At 34.4% G+C, this 19,114-nt stretch carries 20 protein-coding genes; all 20 read right to left on the bottom strand.

What is annotated here, in order from left to right; genetic code table 11:
* The 20 genes from RCG17_RS19465 to RCG17_RS19370 all read right to left on the bottom strand — a co-directional run bounded on the left by RCG17_RS19465 (position 1) and on the right by RCG17_RS19370 (position 19,112).
* Positions 1–432, bottom strand: a complete 432-nt coding sequence (locus RCG17_RS19465; protein ID WP_308171739.1) for an FAD synthase family protein — start codon at positions 430–432, stop codon at positions 1–3.
* Complete coding sequence (locus RCG17_RS19460) at positions 419–1,597, bottom strand: CDP-glycerol glycerophosphotransferase family protein (RefSeq protein ID WP_308171738.1); 1,179 nt, start codon at positions 1,595–1,597, stop codon at positions 419–421. Before RCG17_RS19460 ends, RCG17_RS19465 begins: the two co-directional genes overlap by 14 nt.
* 80 nt (positions 1,598–1,677) lie before the next feature.
* Entirely contained in the window at positions 1,678–2,721 is a 1,044-nt protein-coding gene (locus RCG17_RS19455; RefSeq protein WP_308171737.1) for a glycosyltransferase family 2 protein, read from the bottom strand.
* A gap of 44 nt (positions 2,722–2,765) precedes the next feature.
* Positions 2,766–3,116, bottom strand: a complete 351-nt coding sequence (locus tag RCG17_RS19450; protein ID WP_308171736.1) for a helix-turn-helix domain-containing protein — start codon at positions 3,114–3,116, stop codon at positions 2,766–2,768.
* Positions 3,117–3,151: 35 nt separating this feature from the next.
* Positions 3,152–4,276 carry a DegT/DnrJ/EryC1/StrS family aminotransferase gene (locus tag RCG17_RS19445; protein ID WP_374120972.1) on the bottom strand — a complete coding sequence of 375 codons (1,125 nt, stop codon included), beginning with the start codon at positions 4,274–4,276 and terminating at the stop codon, positions 3,152–3,154.
* A gap of 49 nt (positions 4,277–4,325) precedes the next feature.
* Entirely contained in the window at positions 4,326–4,964 is a 639-nt protein-coding gene (locus RCG17_RS19440; protein WP_308171734.1) for an acetyltransferase, read from the bottom strand.
* Entirely contained in the window at positions 4,930–5,574 is a 645-nt protein-coding gene (locus tag RCG17_RS19435; RefSeq protein ID WP_308171733.1) for a sugar transferase, read from the bottom strand. The genes RCG17_RS19440 and RCG17_RS19435 overlap by 35 nt, the downstream gene beginning before the upstream one ends.
* On the bottom strand, positions 5,571–5,714 hold the full coding sequence (locus RCG17_RS19430; RefSeq protein ID WP_308171732.1) for a YwzD family small protein: 144 nt from the start codon (positions 5,712–5,714) through the stop codon (positions 5,571–5,573). The genes RCG17_RS19435 and RCG17_RS19430 overlap by 4 nt, the downstream gene beginning before the upstream one ends.
* Positions 5,715–5,734: 20 nt before the next feature.
* Entirely contained in the window at positions 5,735–6,799 is a 1,065-nt protein-coding gene (gene galE / locus RCG17_RS19425; protein WP_308171731.1) for a UDP-glucose 4-epimerase GalE, read from the bottom strand.
* A 23-nt stretch (positions 6,800–6,822) separates the two neighbouring features.
* A complete protein-coding gene (locus RCG17_RS19420) occupies positions 6,823–8,022 on the bottom strand; it encodes a glycosyltransferase (protein ID WP_308171730.1) in 1,200 nt (399 codons plus the stop codon).
* 20 nt (positions 8,023–8,042) lie between these two features.
* Positions 8,043–9,164, bottom strand: coding sequence for a glycosyltransferase family 1 protein (locus RCG17_RS19415; RefSeq protein ID WP_308171729.1), 1,122 nt, complete (start codon positions 9,162–9,164; stop codon positions 8,043–8,045).
* An 18-nt stretch (positions 9,165–9,182) separates the two neighbouring features.
* Entirely contained in the window at positions 9,183–10,262 is a 1,080-nt protein-coding gene (locus RCG17_RS19410) for an EpsG family protein (RefSeq protein WP_308171728.1), read from the bottom strand.
* 37 nt (positions 10,263–10,299) lie between these two features.
* A complete protein-coding gene (locus RCG17_RS19405) occupies positions 10,300–11,184 on the bottom strand; it encodes a glycosyltransferase family 2 protein (protein ID WP_308171727.1) in 885 nt (294 codons plus the stop codon).
* A gap of 5 nt (positions 11,185–11,189) precedes the next feature.
* Positions 11,190–12,299, bottom strand: a complete 1,110-nt coding sequence (locus tag RCG17_RS19400) for a glycosyltransferase family 1 protein (protein ID WP_308171726.1) — start codon at positions 12,297–12,299, stop codon at positions 11,190–11,192.
* Positions 12,284–13,441 carry a glycosyltransferase family 4 protein gene (locus RCG17_RS19395; RefSeq protein WP_308171725.1) on the bottom strand — a complete coding sequence of 386 codons (1,158 nt, stop codon included), beginning with the start codon at positions 13,439–13,441 and terminating at the stop codon, positions 12,284–12,286. The genes RCG17_RS19400 and RCG17_RS19395 overlap by 16 nt, the downstream gene beginning before the upstream one ends.
* Positions 13,442–13,461: 20 nt before the next feature.
* The gene (locus RCG17_RS19390) at positions 13,462–15,288 is read right to left on the bottom strand and encodes a polysaccharide biosynthesis protein (protein WP_308171724.1); all 1,827 of its coding nucleotides are present in this window, start codon (positions 15,286–15,288) and stop codon (positions 13,462–13,464) included.
* A gap of 35 nt (positions 15,289–15,323) precedes the next feature.
* Positions 15,324–15,464 carry a hypothetical protein gene (locus tag RCG17_RS19385; protein WP_308171723.1) on the bottom strand — a complete coding sequence of 47 codons (141 nt, stop codon included), beginning with the start codon at positions 15,462–15,464 and terminating at the stop codon, positions 15,324–15,326.
* 246 nt (positions 15,465–15,710) lie between these two features.
* Complete coding sequence (locus RCG17_RS19380; RefSeq protein WP_374120848.1) at positions 15,711–16,367, bottom strand: CpsD/CapB family tyrosine-protein kinase; 657 nt, start codon at positions 16,365–16,367, stop codon at positions 15,711–15,713.
* Positions 16,345–17,070, bottom strand: coding sequence for a YveK family protein (locus tag RCG17_RS19375; RefSeq protein ID WP_308171721.1), 726 nt, complete (start codon positions 17,068–17,070; stop codon positions 16,345–16,347). Before RCG17_RS19375 ends, RCG17_RS19380 begins: the two co-directional genes overlap by 23 nt.
* Positions 17,071–17,315: 245 nt before the next feature.
* Entirely contained in the window at positions 17,316–19,112 is a 1,797-nt protein-coding gene (locus RCG17_RS19370) for an ABC transporter ATP-binding protein (RefSeq protein ID WP_308171720.1), read from the bottom strand.
* Positions 19,113–19,114 lie beyond the last annotated feature (2 nt).

The raw sequence follows: 19,114 nt of genomic DNA, 5'->3' as shown, positions 1-19,114 counted from the left end.
TTATATGACCGTTTCCTTAGATTTGATTTTGTATTTTAATTCAGTTGTTGAGATCCCTTTTGTATACGGAAAGTAAACAATCTCAACACCAATCTTATTAAAATCTTTTTCTACTTCATTAAACAAAGGATTTCCTTTCCAATCATCACCTACGAACATAACGTCAAAACTAACCTTTTCCCAGGCTGAAAATTTATCTCTATTAGTTTGCGGGATAACCATATCAACATATCTAATTCCTTCAACAATAGCTTTTCTTTCCTCAAATGGAACCACAGGGCTCTTTTTTTTATAATTCATGACTAACTCATCTGTGCTTACCCCAACAATTAGAAAATTACATTGTTCCTTTGCTCTTTTCAAAATGTTCAAATGGCCAATATGGAACAAATCAAAAACCCCTGTTGTATAACCAATTTTATACGGCTTCATACACAATACTTCCTTTCTTACTAAAACAAATTTGATTGATTAAATTTAACAAACTTACACAAGCAGTTCCATCTTCAAATGTACCAATACTGTTTAAAAATTCTTCCAATCGATCCTTGTATCTTTTTTCATTGAAATTCTCTATTTTCGTACAAAAGTCATCATTAGAATAAGTAGAAACAAAGGGGAGTTCTTTAACATTGAAATATAATTCTCTATCGTTACTTATATATTCATTTAAATCCGGTACATAAAGAAAACATGGTCTTTTGGTTATTGCATAATCAAACATCAGGGAAGAATAATCTGAAATTAAAAAATCGGCAACTCCCAATAACTCCTGAATATCATCATATTGAGTGGCATCTATGACATGATTACCCTTCAATAATTGTCTTGATTTGGAAATTAAATGAGGATGCAACTTGACCAAAAATCTCCATTCACCACCAAATTTTCTATTTAAAGAATCTAGAAGTCTATCATAATCAAGATTATAAACATCCATGTTATTACCTTTTCTAAATGTAGGGGCATATAATGCAATCTTATAATGATCAGAAATTTTTAATTTCTTTAGAATTTCACGTCGTTGACTTTGGTCTATTTTGAAAAGAAAATCATTTCTTGGTGTTCCATGTTCAAAAATAGGGCCATCATACCAAAACGCACGTTTAAAAATATCGGTACTAAATTTGCAGCCCGATAATAATAGGTCACACTTTATTGAATCTTTTTGGGCCATTTGAACATAACTCTGTGGTAAAGCATCTTCCGCATCTTTTTCAATTTGCTTCAATCTTAACGAACTATGCCATGTTTGAATGTAATATTGGTCCTTCCTTTTAATGAATAAATCTGTTGTTCTAAAATTAGTTATAATAACTTTGGATGTACATAGCTTATAGAAGTACCGTAACGACATTGTCTTTACTTTCCTTACTCCTGTAAGATAATCCTTAGAATTAGGATCATTAAAAGTCCAGACTATATCAAATTGTTCTTTTGGACATTTTTTCACTATAAATTCTGTTATATATTTAGGATTGCAGCCATACTGACTTCCATAATAGCTAAACAAGAAAATCTTATTTTTCTTTATTGGCAGCAAGTTAAAAATATAGATTATTGCGCAACATACATATTTTTTTATGACCTGATTCATTTTAATCTCCGTTTCTTTGTTTCCATAATAAAAGCTCCCCTTTTCGGGAAGCTAATAGACTACCTATTAAAAACCGACGTTCAAAAGTCACTTTTCGCTCTATAGTCTACCTTTTCCAGTCCAATCGGTCGGGGAACTATATAAAACTTTCTTAATATTTTTTTCAGAAAGAGATATCCTATATTCAGAGAAGGATGTATGGTAAACAAAGTTAATTGGTTTCTAAGTGAATGCTCACTTTCTACAGCCATTTTCAAATTTTGATAGTTCTTATTAATATATTTCCATATCTCTCTTTTATATTTACCATCTAAATCCTGTTTTCGATTTAGCAACAGCAAATTGTAGTGAATCAAACTTGTCTCTAGGATAACTCTATAAGATTCATTCACTAGTTCTTTATAAAAGGTTTCAATAAATTGATGTCTTTCTTTAAGACCTTTTAGTATGTCTAAATTTCTTGGTGTATATGTAGCAACAATGCTGTCGGAGCGTTGAAAATAATAATATAATGGTTGTGTTAACAGCACCAATTTATTCACTTTATGCATCACCGTATGAGCCCAAAAAACATCTTCAAACAAGACTCCTTTTCTAAAAGGGATGTTCCGGATGATTGATGTCTTATAAAGTTTCCCCCATGCAAAGTTCTTTACTTTTTCGTTTTTTACTAATTCGCACATCAGTGTTTGATCGAGGACAATAGGGTAATCATCTTTTGCATAATAACGATTATCAAAAAGCAAATATTCATCGTAAGCATAATAAAATGCAGTTTGAACAATGTCCGCCTGATACTCTTCACTAACATTCATCATCTGCTCGACCATATTTGCTGCTAGCCAATCATCACTATCAACAAAAATTGTATAATCGCCAGTTACATATTTCATTCCGTAATTTCTTGCATCTGACAATCCTCCGTTTTCCTTATGGAAAACTTTTATACGGTTATCTTTTCTTGCAAATTCTTCAGCCATCTTTCCACAATCATCAGGAGATCCATCATCAACCAAAATAATCTCTAGTTGTTTATATGTTTGTTGAAGGATACTTTGTAAACAACGTCTTAGATATTTTTCCACCCTATAAATCGGAACAACAATACTTACTACTTTATTCAATGATATCGTCCTACCCTTATACAGAACCCAAAAATGCCAAGGACTTATTTACCTTCTGATTCTTTCAGATTCTGCCACTTAATAAATTCAAGCAACATTTTATAGTCTGGAATTTGTTCTTTTGCAATTCCTGAATTTTGTAATTCCTTGGCTAATTCTATCCATTCTTTATCAGGATTTTTTTGATTTTCTTCTAATACATCTGTGTTAATCAAGGCTTTTAAATCGCTATCTAAAACAATGGCAATTCTTTTAATTACTTCAATAGAAGGATTCTTATTTATATCTCGTTCAATATTACTTAAATAAGATTTTGAAATTTTCGCCCGTTCAGCAAGCTCTGTTAATGAAAAGCCTCTTTGCTTTCTAATTTTATATATATTTCTACCTAACATTTACTCGATACCTCGATTCCCCCTTTTTTATATCTTTAATTCTTTAATCTATTTTGTTTAAATAATTCCTTGATACAATTTAGCACTCTCAATTGATCCTCCTCATTCATATTGGATCCTGATGGTAAGCAAATTCCATTGGTAAATAGTTGTTCAGATATACTTTGCTTATTATGATGTGAATAATATTTCATCCCTGAAAATACTGGCTGTAAATGAAGCGGCTTCCAACCAGGACGCGCTTCTATATTATCAGCTATTAACGCTTCTAATAACTGCTGAACAGAAACACCAGCGGCTTTTTCATCAATGGTAAGTGCGGTTAACCAACGATTTGATCTGGTTTGTTCTAATTCAGGCATGAAGGTTATTCCAGGTAAATGTGCTAACTCTTCGTAATAGCGTTCGAAAATCCTTCTTCTTGCTACCACACGCTCCTCCAGTATTTCTAATTGGGCTCTTCCAATGCCAGCCAAGATATTACTCAATCGATAATTGTAACCGAGCTCGCTATGCTGATAATGAGGAGCCTGATCACGAGCTTGCGTTGCTAAAAAGCGGGCTTTATGCAGTGACTCAACTTCATTTGAAACAAGCATCCCACCGCCGGAAGTAGTAATGATTTTATTTCCATTAAAAGAATAAACCCCAAATTTTCCAAAAGTACCGCTTGGTTTCCCTTTATAAAGAGAACCCAACGATTCAGCAGCATCTTCAATAATTGGAACATCATAATGTGCGCAAATAGCCAGGATCTCATCCATTTTGGCGCTCTGACCATATAGATTGACCACAATCACAGCTTTAGGCAACTGCCCTTCTTTTACAGCATCTTGAAAGGCTCTTTCCAGTGCTTGCGGTGACATATTCCATGTTTCAGGCTCGGAATCAATAAAAATTGGTTCAGCTCCTTGATAGATGATTGGGTTGGCACTTGCGATAAACGTAAAGGACGAACAAAATACTTTATCCCCTTTGTTCACTTTTAATAAAGAAAGAGCCAAATGAATGGCAGCTGTTCCTGAGCTAACAGCTACGGCTTCATTGACTCCTACATAGCGGGCTAATTCTTTTTCAAACTGGTCTACATTAGGACCAAGCGGGGCAATCCAATTTGTTTCGAATGCATCATTAATATATTTTTGTTCATTCCCACTCATATGTGGGGAAGAGAGAAAAATCCTCGATTTATTCTCTATCTTTAACAAATTAGTTCACCTCCATTTTGTTTTTCACCTTTGCTGGAGTTCCAACAGCAGTAGAATGTGATGGTATATCGGATATTACAGTTGCTCCCGCTCCGATCACAGACCATTCTCCGACAATAGAGTTCGGTATAATAGCCGCACCGGAACCAACACTTGCCCCTTCTTTTATTTGTACTCCACCTGTCAGGGAGGCATGTGGAGAAATATGCACAAAGTCTTCTATTTTACAATCATGTTCCACTACTGAACCTGTATTAATAATGGCATGCTTGCCAATTTGGGCATCAGCATTCACCACAGCATGAGGCATGATTACCGTACCACTCCCAATTGAGGCACTAGGGCTGACTACAGCGGATGCATGGACCAATGTTCCATACATTTCTTCAGGTAAATTCAATTTTCGTACAATCCTTTTTCTTGTTAAATTGTTTCCAATTGCAATAATAATTTGCAAATCACTAAAATATTCAATCATTTTTTTCACTGACACAATTGGACCGTAAAATAGGTTTCCTTGCATTTTAAATTCTTTAAATTTATCATCCAAATACGCAACAATATCATTTTCCTTACTTGCTAACACCAAATCACTAATAACTTTACTATGACCCCCATGACCGATAATCACGAATTTCATCCATGTCCTCCCCGTGAAAGTTGACTATTCCCCTTAAAACTTTCGGTTGTTGCCTCTCCCGTTGATTGATTCCTTCTGATCTGACTACTTTAACGATAGTAAAAAACATAATCTTTAAATCTAGCAAAAAGGAATAATTGTCGACATACCAAACATCCAACTTAAATTTTTCCTCCCACAAGATCGCATTACGCCCATTAATCTGAGCCCAACCGGTAATCCCAGGTTTAACGTGATGCCGTCTAAATTGTTCCCTTGTGTAAAGTGGCAAATATTCCATTAATAACGGCCTTGGGCCAACCAAACTAATGTCTCCTTTTAGTACATTAAGAAGCTGCGGCAGTTCGTCTAAGCTATATTTTCTCAACTGTTTTCCAAAGTTAGTAAGCCGGATATGGTCTGGTAACAGATTCCCATTTTGATCCTTTTGATCCGTCATCGTCCTAAATTTATAAAGGTAAAAAGGCTTTCCATCTAATCCGGGCCGCTGCTGTTTAAAAAGTACCGGCGTCCCCAATTTTTTTCTTACTGCCAGTGCAACCAACAAAATAAGTGGAGAGGTACAGACTAATAAAATGAATGAAACAAATAAATCAAACATTCGTTTCATTGATTTGACACCAATACTTGTTGTTTTATTTCCTCTATTAATTCGGAAACTTTTATATTTTCTGATTTTTCACCTTTTAAAAAAGCATGAAGGAGAATCTCTTGAAATTTTTCTTGAGTCAGTGTTTCTGAAATCTTCATTTTTCATACCCCACTAAACATTAAATTTCTACTAAAAAATCCTCACTATCTGAATAGTGAGGACCTCTTATGTTCTTTTCATAACCATTTGGATTCTGTTTCTGCCATCGCCACGCATCTTCACACATTTCATCAATGTTCTTCTTTGCCTGCCAGCCTAATTTCTGTTTTGCCTTTAAAGGATCAGCATAACAGATTGCCGCATCACCCGCTCTAGCTTCTACTATTTTGTATGGAATATTTACCCTTGATGCCTTTTCAAACGCAGAAACCATTTCTAGTACACTGTATCCCTGTCCCGTACCGAGATTAAAAGCGTCAATGCCAGTTGAGGATGAAATCTTTTCAAGCGCACGTAAATGCCCCAGAGCCAAATCGACAACATGAATATAATCACGGACACCTGTGCCATCTTGTGTTGGGTAGTTATTCCCAAAGACATTAAGCTCCATTAATTTACCAACCGCCACCTGGGTAATGTAGGGCATAAGATTATTGGGAATTCCGTTTGGGTCTTCTCCAATTAATCCACTCTCGTGTGCCCCAACCGGATTAAAATAACGTAACAAAGCAATACTCCATGTCGGATCCGAAGCATAAAGGTCACGTAATATCTCTTCAATCATTAATTTCGTTCGTCCATAAGGATTCAAGGTATAAAGCGGAGCTTCTTCTGAAATCGGTACCTGTTCTGGCATACCATATACAGTCGCAGATGAACTAAAGACCATTTTTTTAACGTTGTGCGTTTTCATTACTTCACATAGAATGACCGTACTTGTAATGTTATTATAGTAATAATTTAACGGCATTCTCACTGATTCACCAACCGCTTTAAGGCCTGCGAAGTGTATTACCGCTTCTATCTCATTCTCAATAAATACTTGAATAACATTTTCCCTGTCTAACAAGTCAACTTCATAGAATTTAAAATTTCGACCGGTAATTGTTTCAATTCGATTTAGAGATTCCGGTTTACTATTTAGAAAATTGTCTAATACAACAATCTCATAACCTGCATTTAATAGTTCAACACAAGTATGACTTCCAATGTAGCCAGCCCCTCCAGTCACTAGTATTGCCATTTAGAAGCACCACCTTTCTTTAATTAAGCCTCAATTAAGCTGTATAATTTATTAATCTCGCTTTCATTCCCATAATCCTTTGAACATACATTTGAAATTAACCTCTCTCTGAGTCCAGGATTATCGATTACGTTTTGAATCCCCTTTACAATCCCCTCAATATTTTGAGGAGTGATAATCGCATCGAATCCATCAACCGCTTGACTTTTAGCAGTAGGAAAATTGGTTATAACTACTGGTTTTCCAAGAATTTGGGCTTCACGAATAGTTACCGCCTTACCCTCATATCTTGATGGCTGAACGTAAATATCACATTGCTTGATGAATGGATATGGGTTTGTTTTCTTTCCTAATAAAAAGAAATGACTTTGCATCCCCAATTCCTTTATTATTTTTTTCAAATCATTTTCAAGTGGACCGTATCCAACAACATACCAGGCAATATCATATCCCTTTTCCACCAGCTCTTTACAAGCTCTTACAGCATCATCTAGCCCCTTTGCTGGAGTTAGTCTTCCAACGGTTAACAGGATCGTCTTCCCAGAAGTTTTATTTAGATCAATTGGATTATCCATCATGGCTTGTTCTCTTATAAATTCGGGTGAAAGAATATTTTCAATAACCGTTGTTTTATTTCTAAAATCAGGAAAAATATTCAAAAATGTTTTTGAACAATCTTCAGAAACAGCTACGATTTTATCTACTTTTCCCCACATCTTTGCTTCCACTTTTTTGTTAATATCGATATTGGAGTAATCCGTATGAATCCAGCCGATTTTCTTCTTTGCCTTTACCTTCTCTCCAATAAAATAATGCGGCCACAGAAAACCGATGGCCGCATCGTACTCATTATTTAATTTTGGAAGAAAAGAATTTGTGAATTCCCATCCATATTGAATATTTAGGTATCCCGGCTCATTTATGTGTTTCATTCTTCCATGGAACAAGCTAATATACTTTGCCATGAGACGGAATAATCCGATACGATAATACCCTTCTCTTGCAATCTGCCCAATCGATTTCCTAAAGGTTGTGTACTCTGGTATTTCAGGCAGCAAATTTGGGCCAGATGGTAAATAAGGAAGGAACTCACCCTCGTGCTTAAATAATACTAAATCAACATCAAATCTTTGATAATCAATTTGGTTAAGCAAACCTATTAAACTTCTTTCCACCCCTCCAATTGCTAAATCAAAAGAGGTAATTAATATCTTCTTCTTCATCTTATAAACCCTCTTCTTTTTCAACTTGCTCCATATAACTCTAACCAATCGTTAATGGTACTTTTAATACTAAAGCCATTTTTAGAAATGGCTTCAAAAACTAATTGTTTATTTGGTCGTTCTACTTTAAATGCATCAAGCAATTTATTACCCCAAACATCAATACTTTCATCCAGGCTCAGATATGTTACTAATCCTAATCCCATATCGGTGCTTCTTGGAACCATATCTGACATAATACATGGAGTACCTGAGCTTTGAGCCTCTATTGTGACAATTCCAAATCCTTCAAATAATGATGGGAATAAAAAAACATCAAAATGTCTCATAAGCCTTGGAATATCACTTCTTACTCCTAAAAAGCGGATATGATCAACGATGCCAAGTTTCAAAGCTTCTTCTTCAATTTGTTGCTTTAATGGGCCATCTCCAACCAATAAAGCAAAAACTCGTTTATCTTTCTCTAAAAGCTTTTTAAGAACCTTTAAAATGAAGGTTTGATTCTTGGAAGTTGAAAATCTTCCAACGTGACCAATTATTTTTGCCCCTACAGGTATATCCAATTCTCTTAAAATTTCATTTCTATTTTCTTGGATATTTTCAAATTGCGTTAAATCAATACCATTGTTCAGAATTTTTACTTTAGAGGATTCGAAACTGCGCTTTCCAAATAAAAATTCTGCAGCCTCAGAACTGCAGCTACAAAATCTAGTGGAAGAAATTTTAATGAGTGTCTGAAAAATTTTTAGGGCAGTTCGATCCATAAATTGATTCCCACGAGGCCAGCTATTACTATGCGAATGACAAATTCTAATTTTAATTCCACTTAATTTTGCAGCTAAAGCAGGGAACCCACCTTGGAAATCAGTATGAATATGCACGGCTTCATAAGAATGTGCTGACATGATCTTCATTAAATCTCTTACATACGAAAAAGGGCCCAATTGTCCAAGACTCGGTATTTTAAAAATCCTACCGCCCAATGCGATGATTTCGTCTTCAAAATCACATTTCATAGGTGTATGAGTAATGAAATTGAATTGAATTTTCTTTCTATCTATATTTCTATAGATATTCATAATTAAAGTTTCCGCACCGCCTCGGTCCATTGTACTAACAATATGTAAAACCCTTTTCACCATGTCTTAATCACCCCTTTCCTATAATTTAAAATAAGCACTTTTATAGATGATACCTAAAGCAATAACGTCTTCGTAAAAGTAGTAACCAAGATAGCAAACTAGGATAAGATAATAAATTACTTTCTGATCCTTATCTCTAAAAACCTTAATAATCCACGATATTAATATTAATTGATAAAGGTTAAAATATATATCAAATCTTGCAAAAATCCAGTTCCTGGTAGATATAACCATGAAGACAAATCCAATAATGGACATATTCACAAATATATCACTAATTGGGAAAATTCTTCTAAGCTTTTCCCTTCCAAAATAAGAAATTGCAATCGGTATTCCATCTACAAGCACCCTGATTATATTTGCCCCACCCTCCTGCGAATTTTGATAAACACTATACTGTGTGTCTTTAATCGCTGAAAATAAGACTGAGGAAAACTTATCAAATCCTAAAGCAATGACAATGGATAAGAATAAAAGTAGAAAAGTGTTTTTAGACCAAGCTTTAGTTCGAACTAAAAAATAAATTGGTATTAAAATAAGTGCACTCTCATGAAAAGTCGAAGCAAACAGCACCACTAATATATAACCTTTACAATTACCATCAATGATAAACTTTGTAGCTGCAAAGATGATTGCTGCTGCCAAACATTGTCTCATGCCATTCATAGTAACTAGAAACTCTCCACCAGTAATATAAACATATATACTTAGTTCAAAAAGTCTCGAATATTTATATAAAACACTAATAATGAGTACATTCGTGATGATTGCAGTTGTTAGGATTAAAATTTGTGGATCACTTGAACAATATTTTTTCAAATACCTTTGAAAAATCCCAAACCCAATGTCTTTCTGGGAAAAAATAAATTGCCAGGAAAAATCATTCATTTCATATATATGTTTATAGAAATAGGTATCTCCAATACCTGACCTAAGGCCCGATACAGTTATAAAAGTTAACATAACAAGTAACACTAATAGTTTGTTAGGCCTTATTTTAGGATATGAGAACGTTCCTATCGCTGTAGCAGTGGCAAAGTATCTTGAAAAAAAAGATAAAATAAAAACTATGGCAAGATTGATCCATAGGACAGTCATCTGTTCATTCCTCTCAAAGAACTAATAATAAAAGTTTTTAAGCGGTCCTTGTTTTTGTAGTTATATAAAAATATAATAAAATGCCAAATGGAATAGCTAATATTGTGAGACCTTTATCAGGCGTTTCCTGTAAAAACCTTGGATTACTTATCATTAAACTACTGGAAACATAATGAATGGCTTGTCGATATTTAAATGAGAATTTTGCAAATGGCAATTTCATTAGTTCCTTACGATAGAATGCAAATCCCCTTGGATTTTTTCGGTATTGTTTTAACATATTTTGTGAAGAGCCATCAGGCAGGTAATCTACACAACAAAGTACCTCGTTCATCAACAGCATTTCATATTGTTGATCAAGCTTATAATATTTGTATGCTAAACCAACATACTTTTCATTTTTGAAAATAGGATAAGGAAATTGTTTCGTTAACTCTGTGCGATAGACAAGCTTCTTGTCTCCCGTAACACCATGTTTATAATAGAGATCAAATAATGTCGAACGTTTTAGGCCTTCAGGTAGCTCGGTTCCAATGATTTTATTATCAGTAAAAGAGTCAACACCTATAATTCCACTGACTCCATCACTGCCATATTTCTTCCAAAAAGCAATTATTTTATCGACAGCATCCTTTGGCATATAATCGTCGGAATCAATACATACATTTAACTCAGTATCAATCTGTTCATAAGCAGTATTATGTGCACCATGCATTCCCTGATTCTCTTGCCAAACATAGTTTATTTCGATTTTCTGTTCTTTCTTCCACTTTTCAACCAGTTCTTTTGTCTCATCAGTTGATCCATCATCAATAATGAGCCAAACAAATTCATGGCATGTTTGGTTAACTAAACTTTTATAGCATTTTTCCAAACAGTATGCACGGTTAAAAGTTGGAGTAAAAACCGTTAATAATTTCATGGCATTCACCCTGATATTTTTAAGTAGTAGTTTTCAATATATTTTGCAGTTTCCCTAATGTCATATCCAAGTATAGATAATGTTTCAGGAGTCAATGATCTTGTTTTCTGACTAGTAGCTATATCTGTTAAAAGATTGATCCAGTAGCTCTTATCACTAAGAGATAGGAAGTTAACTAAGTTAAGTTCTAGATCAACTTCTCTTGAAACTGTATCTGAAATAAGACAAGGTAGTCCTGCAGTTTGAGCTTCAATTAATGAGACGGGCAGACCTTCATGTAATGATGGAAAAACAAAAGTATCGAAAGCTTGGAGGACCCGATGAATATCTTCTCGAATACCCAAGAACTTCACCTTTGTACTTAAATTCAAATCGTTTACCTTTTTTTCTACCTCAGGTCTTAACACACCATCTCCGACTAGTAATAAAACAGCTTGGTTATTTTTTTGGCTATATTGCTTAAACACATCAATTAGAAAAGAATGATTTTTTTGATGATAAAACCTTCCAACATGTCCAAGCACAAATGAACCGTTATCAATTCCCAGTTCCTTTCTCACTTGGTTCCTTGTTTCTAAAGTAAAGATAAATTGATTGCTCTCAATCCCATTCTTCAAGATTTTTGTTGAGTTTGATTTTTTATCAAATAACCATTGGGCCGCCTCATTCGAGCAAGCAAATAAATTGGTTGCGTTAGGTATGATAAATCTACTCGCATACCATTTATATGAACGAGCAAGCATCCCTCCTTCACTGCTTGTATTATGGCTGTGAGAGATACGGACAGGAATACCAGCTTTTTTAGCTGCCCGAAGAACAAAGCCACTCATCTTATCCAAGTGTGAATGAACGATTTTATAATGGTTGTTTCGGAAGAAAAATTGTTCAAGTGTTTTTACATATTTGTAATGTCCAACATCTGATATGTATGGAATTCTATGAACAATACCACCCATCGTTTTTATTTCCTCATCAAACACGCCTTCTTTACATGTCAAAAAATCAAATTGAACCTTGCTTTTATCAACATTTCGGTACAAATTCATAATTAAAGTTTCTGCACCGCCGCGGTTCATATTGACGACAACATGCAATATTCTCAATGGGCTGTCCACAAAACACCCTCCATTTCATTCATATAGTTTAAATAGATCGTCGACTTTTCTCCTAAAACTTGCTGAACTCCATAGGTTGCTAGAATAATATTTCGGCTGTTTAAGCCCAACTCTACACCCAATTCACGGTTTTGGGCTAATGAAACAAGACGACCAGCAAACTCTAAAACGTTTTGGTTTGCAATCACCCACCCATTTTTTTGGTCCAAAACTAGTTCACGATGTCCTCTGTTATCAGTTGCAACCACCGGCAACCCGCAGGCCATCGCTTCCATAATATTAACTGGAAGTCCTTCGCGGATACTGGATCCAACAGCACAATCACACATTTTCAGTAAGGAGTCAATGTCATTTCGATAACCCAGAAAATCAATCATCTTATCTAATCCTAATTGAGCAGTAAGCTCCTGACACTCCCTTAAGAGTGGACCTTCACCAGCAAGCAGCAACTTCACATTTGGTACTTGAGCCTTCACCAATTCAAGTGAACGAATCAACAATTGCTGGTTCTTGTTCTTATTAAATTCTGCTGCGTAAAACATTAAAAATTCGTCATCCTTATATCCGTACTGTTTTCTTAACTGGTTCTTTTGAATAGCATTAACTGGATGAAATTTTTCAATATTTACCCCCACTCCATGAACATGTTCTATATTTTTAGCTTTGAAGTGATGATTTAACGCTAGTTTATAATCTTCTTTATTTATAGTTATTAACGTATCAGTATAATTGGACAATACTTTCTCAATAGGATAGTAAATCAGCCAGTTAGTAAACGGTACTCCTTTACAAAAGTGAAATCCGTGCGCCGTATAGATGACCTTCGTTCCATTTTTCCGCACTCTTTTTGCTGCTAACCTTGTCAGTACCCCGCCCATTGGTGTGTGGCAGTGAATGATTTTATACTGATTTTTATGAATAATTTCTTTCAGCTGTTTATACGCCGAAAGATTTGCTTTATGGAGAGGTGACCGTTGAATTGGAATATCATATTTCTTATCCACATAGGGCAGGTCAAGTTTTCCCGATGCAGCAATATGAACTTCCCAGCCTTGTTCTTTTAACCATTTTAAGTATGGTAAATGAAAGGCCCTAAAATGAAAATCAACAGTCGCACAAAAAAGGATCCTTTTGGTTATCATTATCATCCATCCATTTCTTGTTATACTGAAACGACTTGTTTTGAGTCAATAACTGCCTTTTTATTGCCTAGATTAATTAGTTTCTCCCTTAGCTCTTCTTTATTTAAGCTTTCATAGGTTTCAATAATATCTTCAATTTCTTTTAAAAAGAGAGATGCCGTTTTTCCAACGTAGATTTTAGGATAAATTTGCTGTTCGTGAACTTCATCTTTATTGAGTAATTCTTCAAACAATTTTTCTCCAGGCCTTATACCGCTAAACTCAATCCCTATATCTTCTACTGTATTCCCTGACAGTTTAATTAAATTTTCCGCCAAATCAACAATTTTAACTGGATCCCCCATGTCCAAAACGAAGATTTCTCCCCCTTTAGCAAGAGCTCCAGCTTGAATAACGAGCCTAGATGCCTCTGGAATTGTCATGAAATAGCGAATCATATCTGGATGAGTAACTGTAACAGGGCCTCCTTTTTCAATCTGTTTCTTAAATAGTGGGATGACACTGCCCCTGCTGCCAAGTACATTTCCAAATCTAACAGCAACAAATTTCGTTTCACTTTTCTGATCCATGTATTGAATCATCATTTCAGCAAGCCTTTTGGTTGCCCCCATTACACTTGTTGGATTAACCGCTTTATCGGTGGAAATCATGACAAACGTTTTCACCTTGCTCCAACTCGCTGCTTTCGCTACGTTCATTGTTCCAATCAAATTATTTTTCACAGCTTCTTCCGGATTCCCTTCCATTAAAGGAACATGTTTATGTGCTGCGGCATGGTAAACTACATCCGGATGATAACGATTCATTACTGCCATCATTTTATTTGCATCTTGTAAATCAGCAATAACAGCAACAAATTCAATTTCTTTATCCTTAAACTTTTCTTTCAACTCCATTTCGATCGTATAAATACTATTTTCTCCGTGCCCAACTAGAACTAATTTACTAGGCCTAAATGTAGAAATTTGCCTGCAAATTTCCGATCCAATTGAACCCCCTGCACCTGTAACTAAGACAACTTTATTTGTTACATATTCGGAAATACTATCAATATTTAAATTGATAGGTTCTCTTCCTAGTAAATCTTCAACTTGAACATCACGGAACTGTTTTATTGAAATTTTCCCAGTGACTAAGTCCTCTAGCATTGGCAAAATTTGCGTTTTGGCATTTGTTTTTGCACATTCTTGAAAAATATTATTTAATTCGCGTTTACTGAGCGATGGGATCGCAATAATGACATTGTCTATCTCTAATTCTTCCACAGCTTGCTTTATGTCTCTAACTCCACCAAATACCGGAATACCAAGAATATCAAGCTTATGCTTTTTTGGATCATCATCAATAAAAGCAACCGGTAGCAGGTCGGCTTCATTACTTTTTGATAATTGCCTCGCCACCATCATTCCTGCTGAACCGGCCCCAATAATCAGTGTTCGTTTTTTGTTGTTTGCCTTATCGAAAATAGCACCTCTAAGCATTCTCCAACAATAACGAGATCCTCCTATTAAAAAAATATGTAATAACCACGTTACGGCTAAGAGGCGAAAATAGGTATGATGGAAAATGATAGGCTGTATAATTCCTACCATTAAAATAGAAAAGGTGACGACTCTTAAAATAATCATTAATTCACCTATGCTTGCATATTCCCAAGCCTTTTGATAGAGTCGGAATTTGAAGGAAAAGGAATGGTGACTAAGTAAGAGAACAATGGAACTTACTACGATTGGTAAAGTAATGACATTGAATGATGCATTTACTAAAAATCGACTAAAGAAAATGGCCGTTAACACGATACAGGAATCAAGCAAAATAAATAATGATAATCTTTGTCGATAGCTCATAAATTCCCCTCCTTATCTTATTTAATTCAAAATACCTACTCCACCCTTAAAGACCTTATTTCGATCGCTCTTTCGATCAGCATTTGAATCTCTTTCAGCTCCTCCTTTTTTGCCTCTTGTTTGATATAGCGAATGGCTTTTTTAATCGATTTTGGATACTGGTCAATACTCTTCAAAATAATCTCTCCTTTAAAAAATTTTCTTACATGTTCTTTTTTAAGACCCACATAAGAAAGCTTTTTAATAAATCGGGCATCTAACCCGTCCTCACACCACACTCTTGACGACTGGCGTCTAAGGTGTCTCCACCCACAGCATGGCCGAGTGCCTCCATTGATAACGGTAAGGAGACATTACCAAATTTTCTTTTTAAAAGTCTAAACGGTTCTTAATAAAGAACATTTATCTTAAAAAAAATAATTTTAGCTCTCATTTAAAATAACACCCATAAGTTTTGCCTTTGCAAATTCCAACACTTTTTTTGCCTCAAAAGCTTTTTCAAGTCGGGTTTTGCCATTTTGCATAACCAAAATCACTCCATCACAAAGGGGGGCCAAAAGTTGTGTATCGGTTAAGCCGATAACTGAATATGAGTCAATTAAGACAACATCGTATTTTTTTAAAGCAAATTTTAATAATTCCTCCATCCTGCTTGATCCCAATAGCTCAACAGGATTTACTGAGGTCTTTCCACCTGATAAAACATCAAGTCTTCCTATTTCAGTATGATGAACAGTTTCTTCCAAATTGGCCAAACCTTTAAGTACGTCCGTAATTCCTTCTGTATTAGGTATATTGAAAATAGTATGAAGTACTGGATTTCTAAGATTGGCATCTATCAAAAGAACTTTTTTCTTTTGTTGCGCAACTGAAACCGCTAAATTTGCTGCTATAGTCGATTTTCCATCAGCTGTGGAAGGTGAGGTAATTAAAAAAATCTTTCCATTTTGTTCATCAACAGAAAATTTAATATTTGTATGGATCATCCGAAATTGTTCTGAAATAATGGATTCAGGATGTGAGCGAGTAATTAAATCTCTTTTGTTTCTAATTAGATTACTTATAATCAATTGTCTCACCTCTTACATTTACATTGAGTTTCGACTTTTTCTTTTTAACATTTCTTTTGTTCATTTTAGATACCTTCCCCAGCACATTAAGCCCTAGCAGCCTCTCAATTTCTATCTCAGATCTTAACGTGTTATCCAATGAGTCTAGTAAAAATGCTAATCCAATTCCTAGAACGAATCCAACAATCGTATACATATAAATTTTATTATTCTTTTTTGGGTTAATTGGAACTGGGTTTACTTTAGCATCTGATAAAAGACGAACATAATCTTTACCTACAATATTGGGTACCTCATCTTTGAAAACACTAGCAGTTGTATTTGCGATTTGAGCAGCTAATTTTGGATCCTTATTAACAACTGTTATACTTACAACCTGTGAACTTTCGATGCTTGCAACCGTAATCTCATTGGCCAAGGCATCTGAAGTCATTGGTAATTTTAATTGTTGAACAACTTTATCTAAAATGGTTGGGTCCTTCACAATAACCTGTAAGGTTGTTCTTGCTTGATCATCGGCACCAATTATGACTCTTGAAGATGTTTGATACAGTGGAGTAATAGTAACATGATCTTGTAGGTATCCTACGACAGCAGCTATAATGGTCAGAATGAATACAAGCCCAATTCGCTTTTTAATTACCTTATATATTTCGTTTAAATTAATTTCCTTGGCTTTTCTCTTTTCAAAATTTTGTTCAAATTGATTCATGAAACCACCTTTTCGTTAGACATTATTAGTACTTCTAATATGTTCTAAATAAAGAACGTGCGGTGAAAAAAAATAGCTTCCACTTTAACTTTCTGTCGTAAATTCACCTAATTTTTACAAATTTATCAATAAAACGATTATAACGTACACTATATCACTAATTTTAGTTCTTTATATAGAACATGTCAACGTTAAAAAGAAACTTAATAGATTAATTTTTCATTAAATTTTGGAAAGAGAGAAACTTAAACACTAACCTCCATTTGTTTTTTTAATAAATGGTTAAACATACCTTTTTGTTCATTAGCCAGCTGTTTAAAGCCGCCTTGTTGGATAATTTTACCTTGGTCTAATACAATGACCTGGTCTGCATTCCGAATAGTTGATAAACGGTGGGCGATCACAATAATTGTCATTTGCCCTTTTAACCTTTCAAGTGACTCTTGAATTTTAGACTCATTATCTGTATCAAGTGCACTTGTTGCCTCATCAAGGACTAGAATAGAGGGTTTTCTTAATATTGCGCGTGCAATTACAAGTCGCTGCCGTTCTCCTCCTGATAATCGGATTCCTCTGTCACCGACAATTGTATCAATTCCCATAGGAAGTTTTCTTACAAATTCTGCAGCTGATGAAAAATCTAATGCTTTCCATAATTCTTCTTCATTTGAATTTGGTTGGATCAAAAGTAGATTTTCTCGAATACTAGCATTGAATAAAAAGGGTTCTTGGGAAACATAGCTAACAGACCGTCTCAAAGATAATAAGTTTTCATTTGATAACAATATTCCATCAATTAGTACTTCACCATTTTCCGATTTATTTAACCCCATTAATAAATCAATTAATGTACTTTTACCTGCACCAGAAGGTCCAACTATCGCAGTCATTCTGTTTGCAGGTATTTTTAAATATATATTTTTCAGGGCATATATATTTTCGTTTTGAGTATAACGAAAATATACACCTCTGCATTCCAAACTATCTTCTATAGTAAGGGACTGAACATTTCCATTATTAAACTCTGAACTTTCTAATGCTTTATTTGTTTTGGAATTTAAATCAATCAAAGATTTAAATGCTGGAACGGAAGAAGCAATTTGCTCTAAACAAGATTGAATATCTGTAATTCTGGGCCACAGTCGGGAAAAAATAAGTAAAATAAGTAAAAACTGTTCTGGCTGAACCTTGAATATCGTGACATAAATAAAAATAAAAATGGCGATTAAACTAGCTGATGAAATTTTATAAAATATTTGAGATGACGATTTTAATTGGATGTACTCAATTTGTTCTTCAATCATCCCTTTAGTTACGGACTGCAGCCAATTTAATCGTGATTCTTCCAACATATTACTTTTAATATCCTTTATTCCATTAAGTTGATCCGTAATACCTGCAAGATACTCTTGTGCTAACAAAGACGTCTTGTTTCCTAATGTTTTTGATTGCTTAATAAATTTCTTAGAGAAAAACCCAAGTATACAACCAAAAAACAATACAAATATCGTTAGTTGAGCTGATAGACAAAAAGCAATAATGATTTGTATTAAAGTAAAAACTATTGAGGTTAAAAATACTAAGAACTGATTAATCCCACCTGCAACTCGTGCAAGTTCTAATGTCATTATATTTATCAGGTCTGCTTTTCTTTCTTTTGTGTAGAACCCCCAACTAGCTTTAAGTAAACCGCTATATGTCTCCAATCTTAGCTGGCGGACAAATCCATTTGTAATTTTCACATTTCTAATTGATAATTTTCTCTGTACCAAGTTTTGAACTGTAACTAGTAAAATATAAAATCCTAATATAAATATGAGGACAAATGTTTTTGGCAATAAATCAATATAATTGAGATATTTTATAAACCGATTTTCACCCGTCGCAACATGAAATATGCCACTGTAATTTAACATGGGGATCAATAAAAATATCCCCATACCTTCTATAAAACTAACTATTGCCATTCCTATTAAATTAAAATAAAGAATTTTCCCTGAATATGTATGCAGTCTTTTAATATAATAAAAAACTTGTTCCATCT

It is taken from the genome of Neobacillus sp. PS3-12 (assembly GCF_030915385.1).
GTDB lineage: Bacteria > Bacillota > Bacilli > Bacillales > Cytobacillaceae > JAEVLT01.
This window is presented reverse-complemented; position numbering and strand designations above follow the sequence as displayed.

Bases quoted from the DNA above. Each gene is read 5' to 3' on its own strand.
- RCG17_RS19465 (WP_308171739.1), bottom strand. From the start codon at position 432: ATGAAGCCGTATAAAATTGGTTATACAACAGGGGTTTTTGATTTGTTC.
- RCG17_RS19460 (WP_308171738.1), bottom strand. From the start codon at position 1,597: ATGAATCAGGTCATAAAAAAATATGTATGTTGCGCAATAATCTATATT.
- RCG17_RS19450 (WP_308171736.1), bottom strand. From the start codon at position 3,116: ATGTTAGGTAGAAATATATATAAAATTAGAAAGCAAAGAGGCTTTTCA.
- RCG17_RS19445 (WP_374120972.1), bottom strand. From the start codon at position 4,276: ATGAGTGGGAATGAACAAAAATATATTAATGATGCATTCGAAACAAAT.
- RCG17_RS19440 (WP_308171734.1), bottom strand. From the start codon at position 4,964: ATGAAATTCGTGATTATCGGTCATGGGGGTCATAGTAAAGTTATTAGT.
- RCG17_RS19435 (WP_308171733.1), bottom strand. From the start codon at position 5,574: ATGAAACGAATGTTTGATTTATTTGTTTCATTCATTTTATTAGTCTGT.
- RCG17_RS19430 (WP_308171732.1), bottom strand. From the start codon at position 5,714: ATGAAGATTTCAGAAACACTGACTCAAGAAAAATTTCAAGAGATTCTC.
- galE (WP_308171731.1), bottom strand. From the start codon at position 6,799: ATGGCAATACTAGTGACTGGAGGGGCTGGCTACATTGGAAGTCATACT.
- RCG17_RS19420 (WP_308171730.1), bottom strand. From the start codon at position 8,022: ATGAAGAAGAAGATATTAATTACCTCTTTTGATTTAGCAATTGGAGGG.
- RCG17_RS19415 (WP_308171729.1), bottom strand. From the start codon at position 9,164: ATGGTGAAAAGGGTTTTACATATTGTTAGTACAATGGACCGAGGCGGT.
- RCG17_RS19410 (WP_308171728.1), bottom strand. From the start codon at position 10,262: ATGACTGTCCTATGGATCAATCTTGCCATAGTTTTTATTTTATCTTTT.
- RCG17_RS19405 (WP_308171727.1), bottom strand. From the start codon at position 11,184: ATGAAATTATTAACGGTTTTTACTCCAACTTTTAACCGTGCATACTGT.
- RCG17_RS19395 (WP_308171725.1), bottom strand. From the start codon at position 13,441: ATGATAACCAAAAGGATCCTTTTTTGTGCGACTGTTGATTTTCATTTT.
- RCG17_RS19390 (WP_308171724.1), bottom strand. From the start codon at position 15,288: ATGAGCTATCGACAAAGATTATCATTATTTATTTTGCTTGATTCCTGT.
- RCG17_RS19375 (WP_308171721.1), bottom strand. From the start codon at position 17,070: ATGAATCAATTTGAACAAAATTTTGAAAAGAGAAAAGCCAAGGAAATT.
- RCG17_RS19370 (WP_308171720.1), bottom strand. From the start codon at position 19,112: ATGGAACAAGTTTTTTATTATATTAAAAGACTGCATACATATTCAGGG.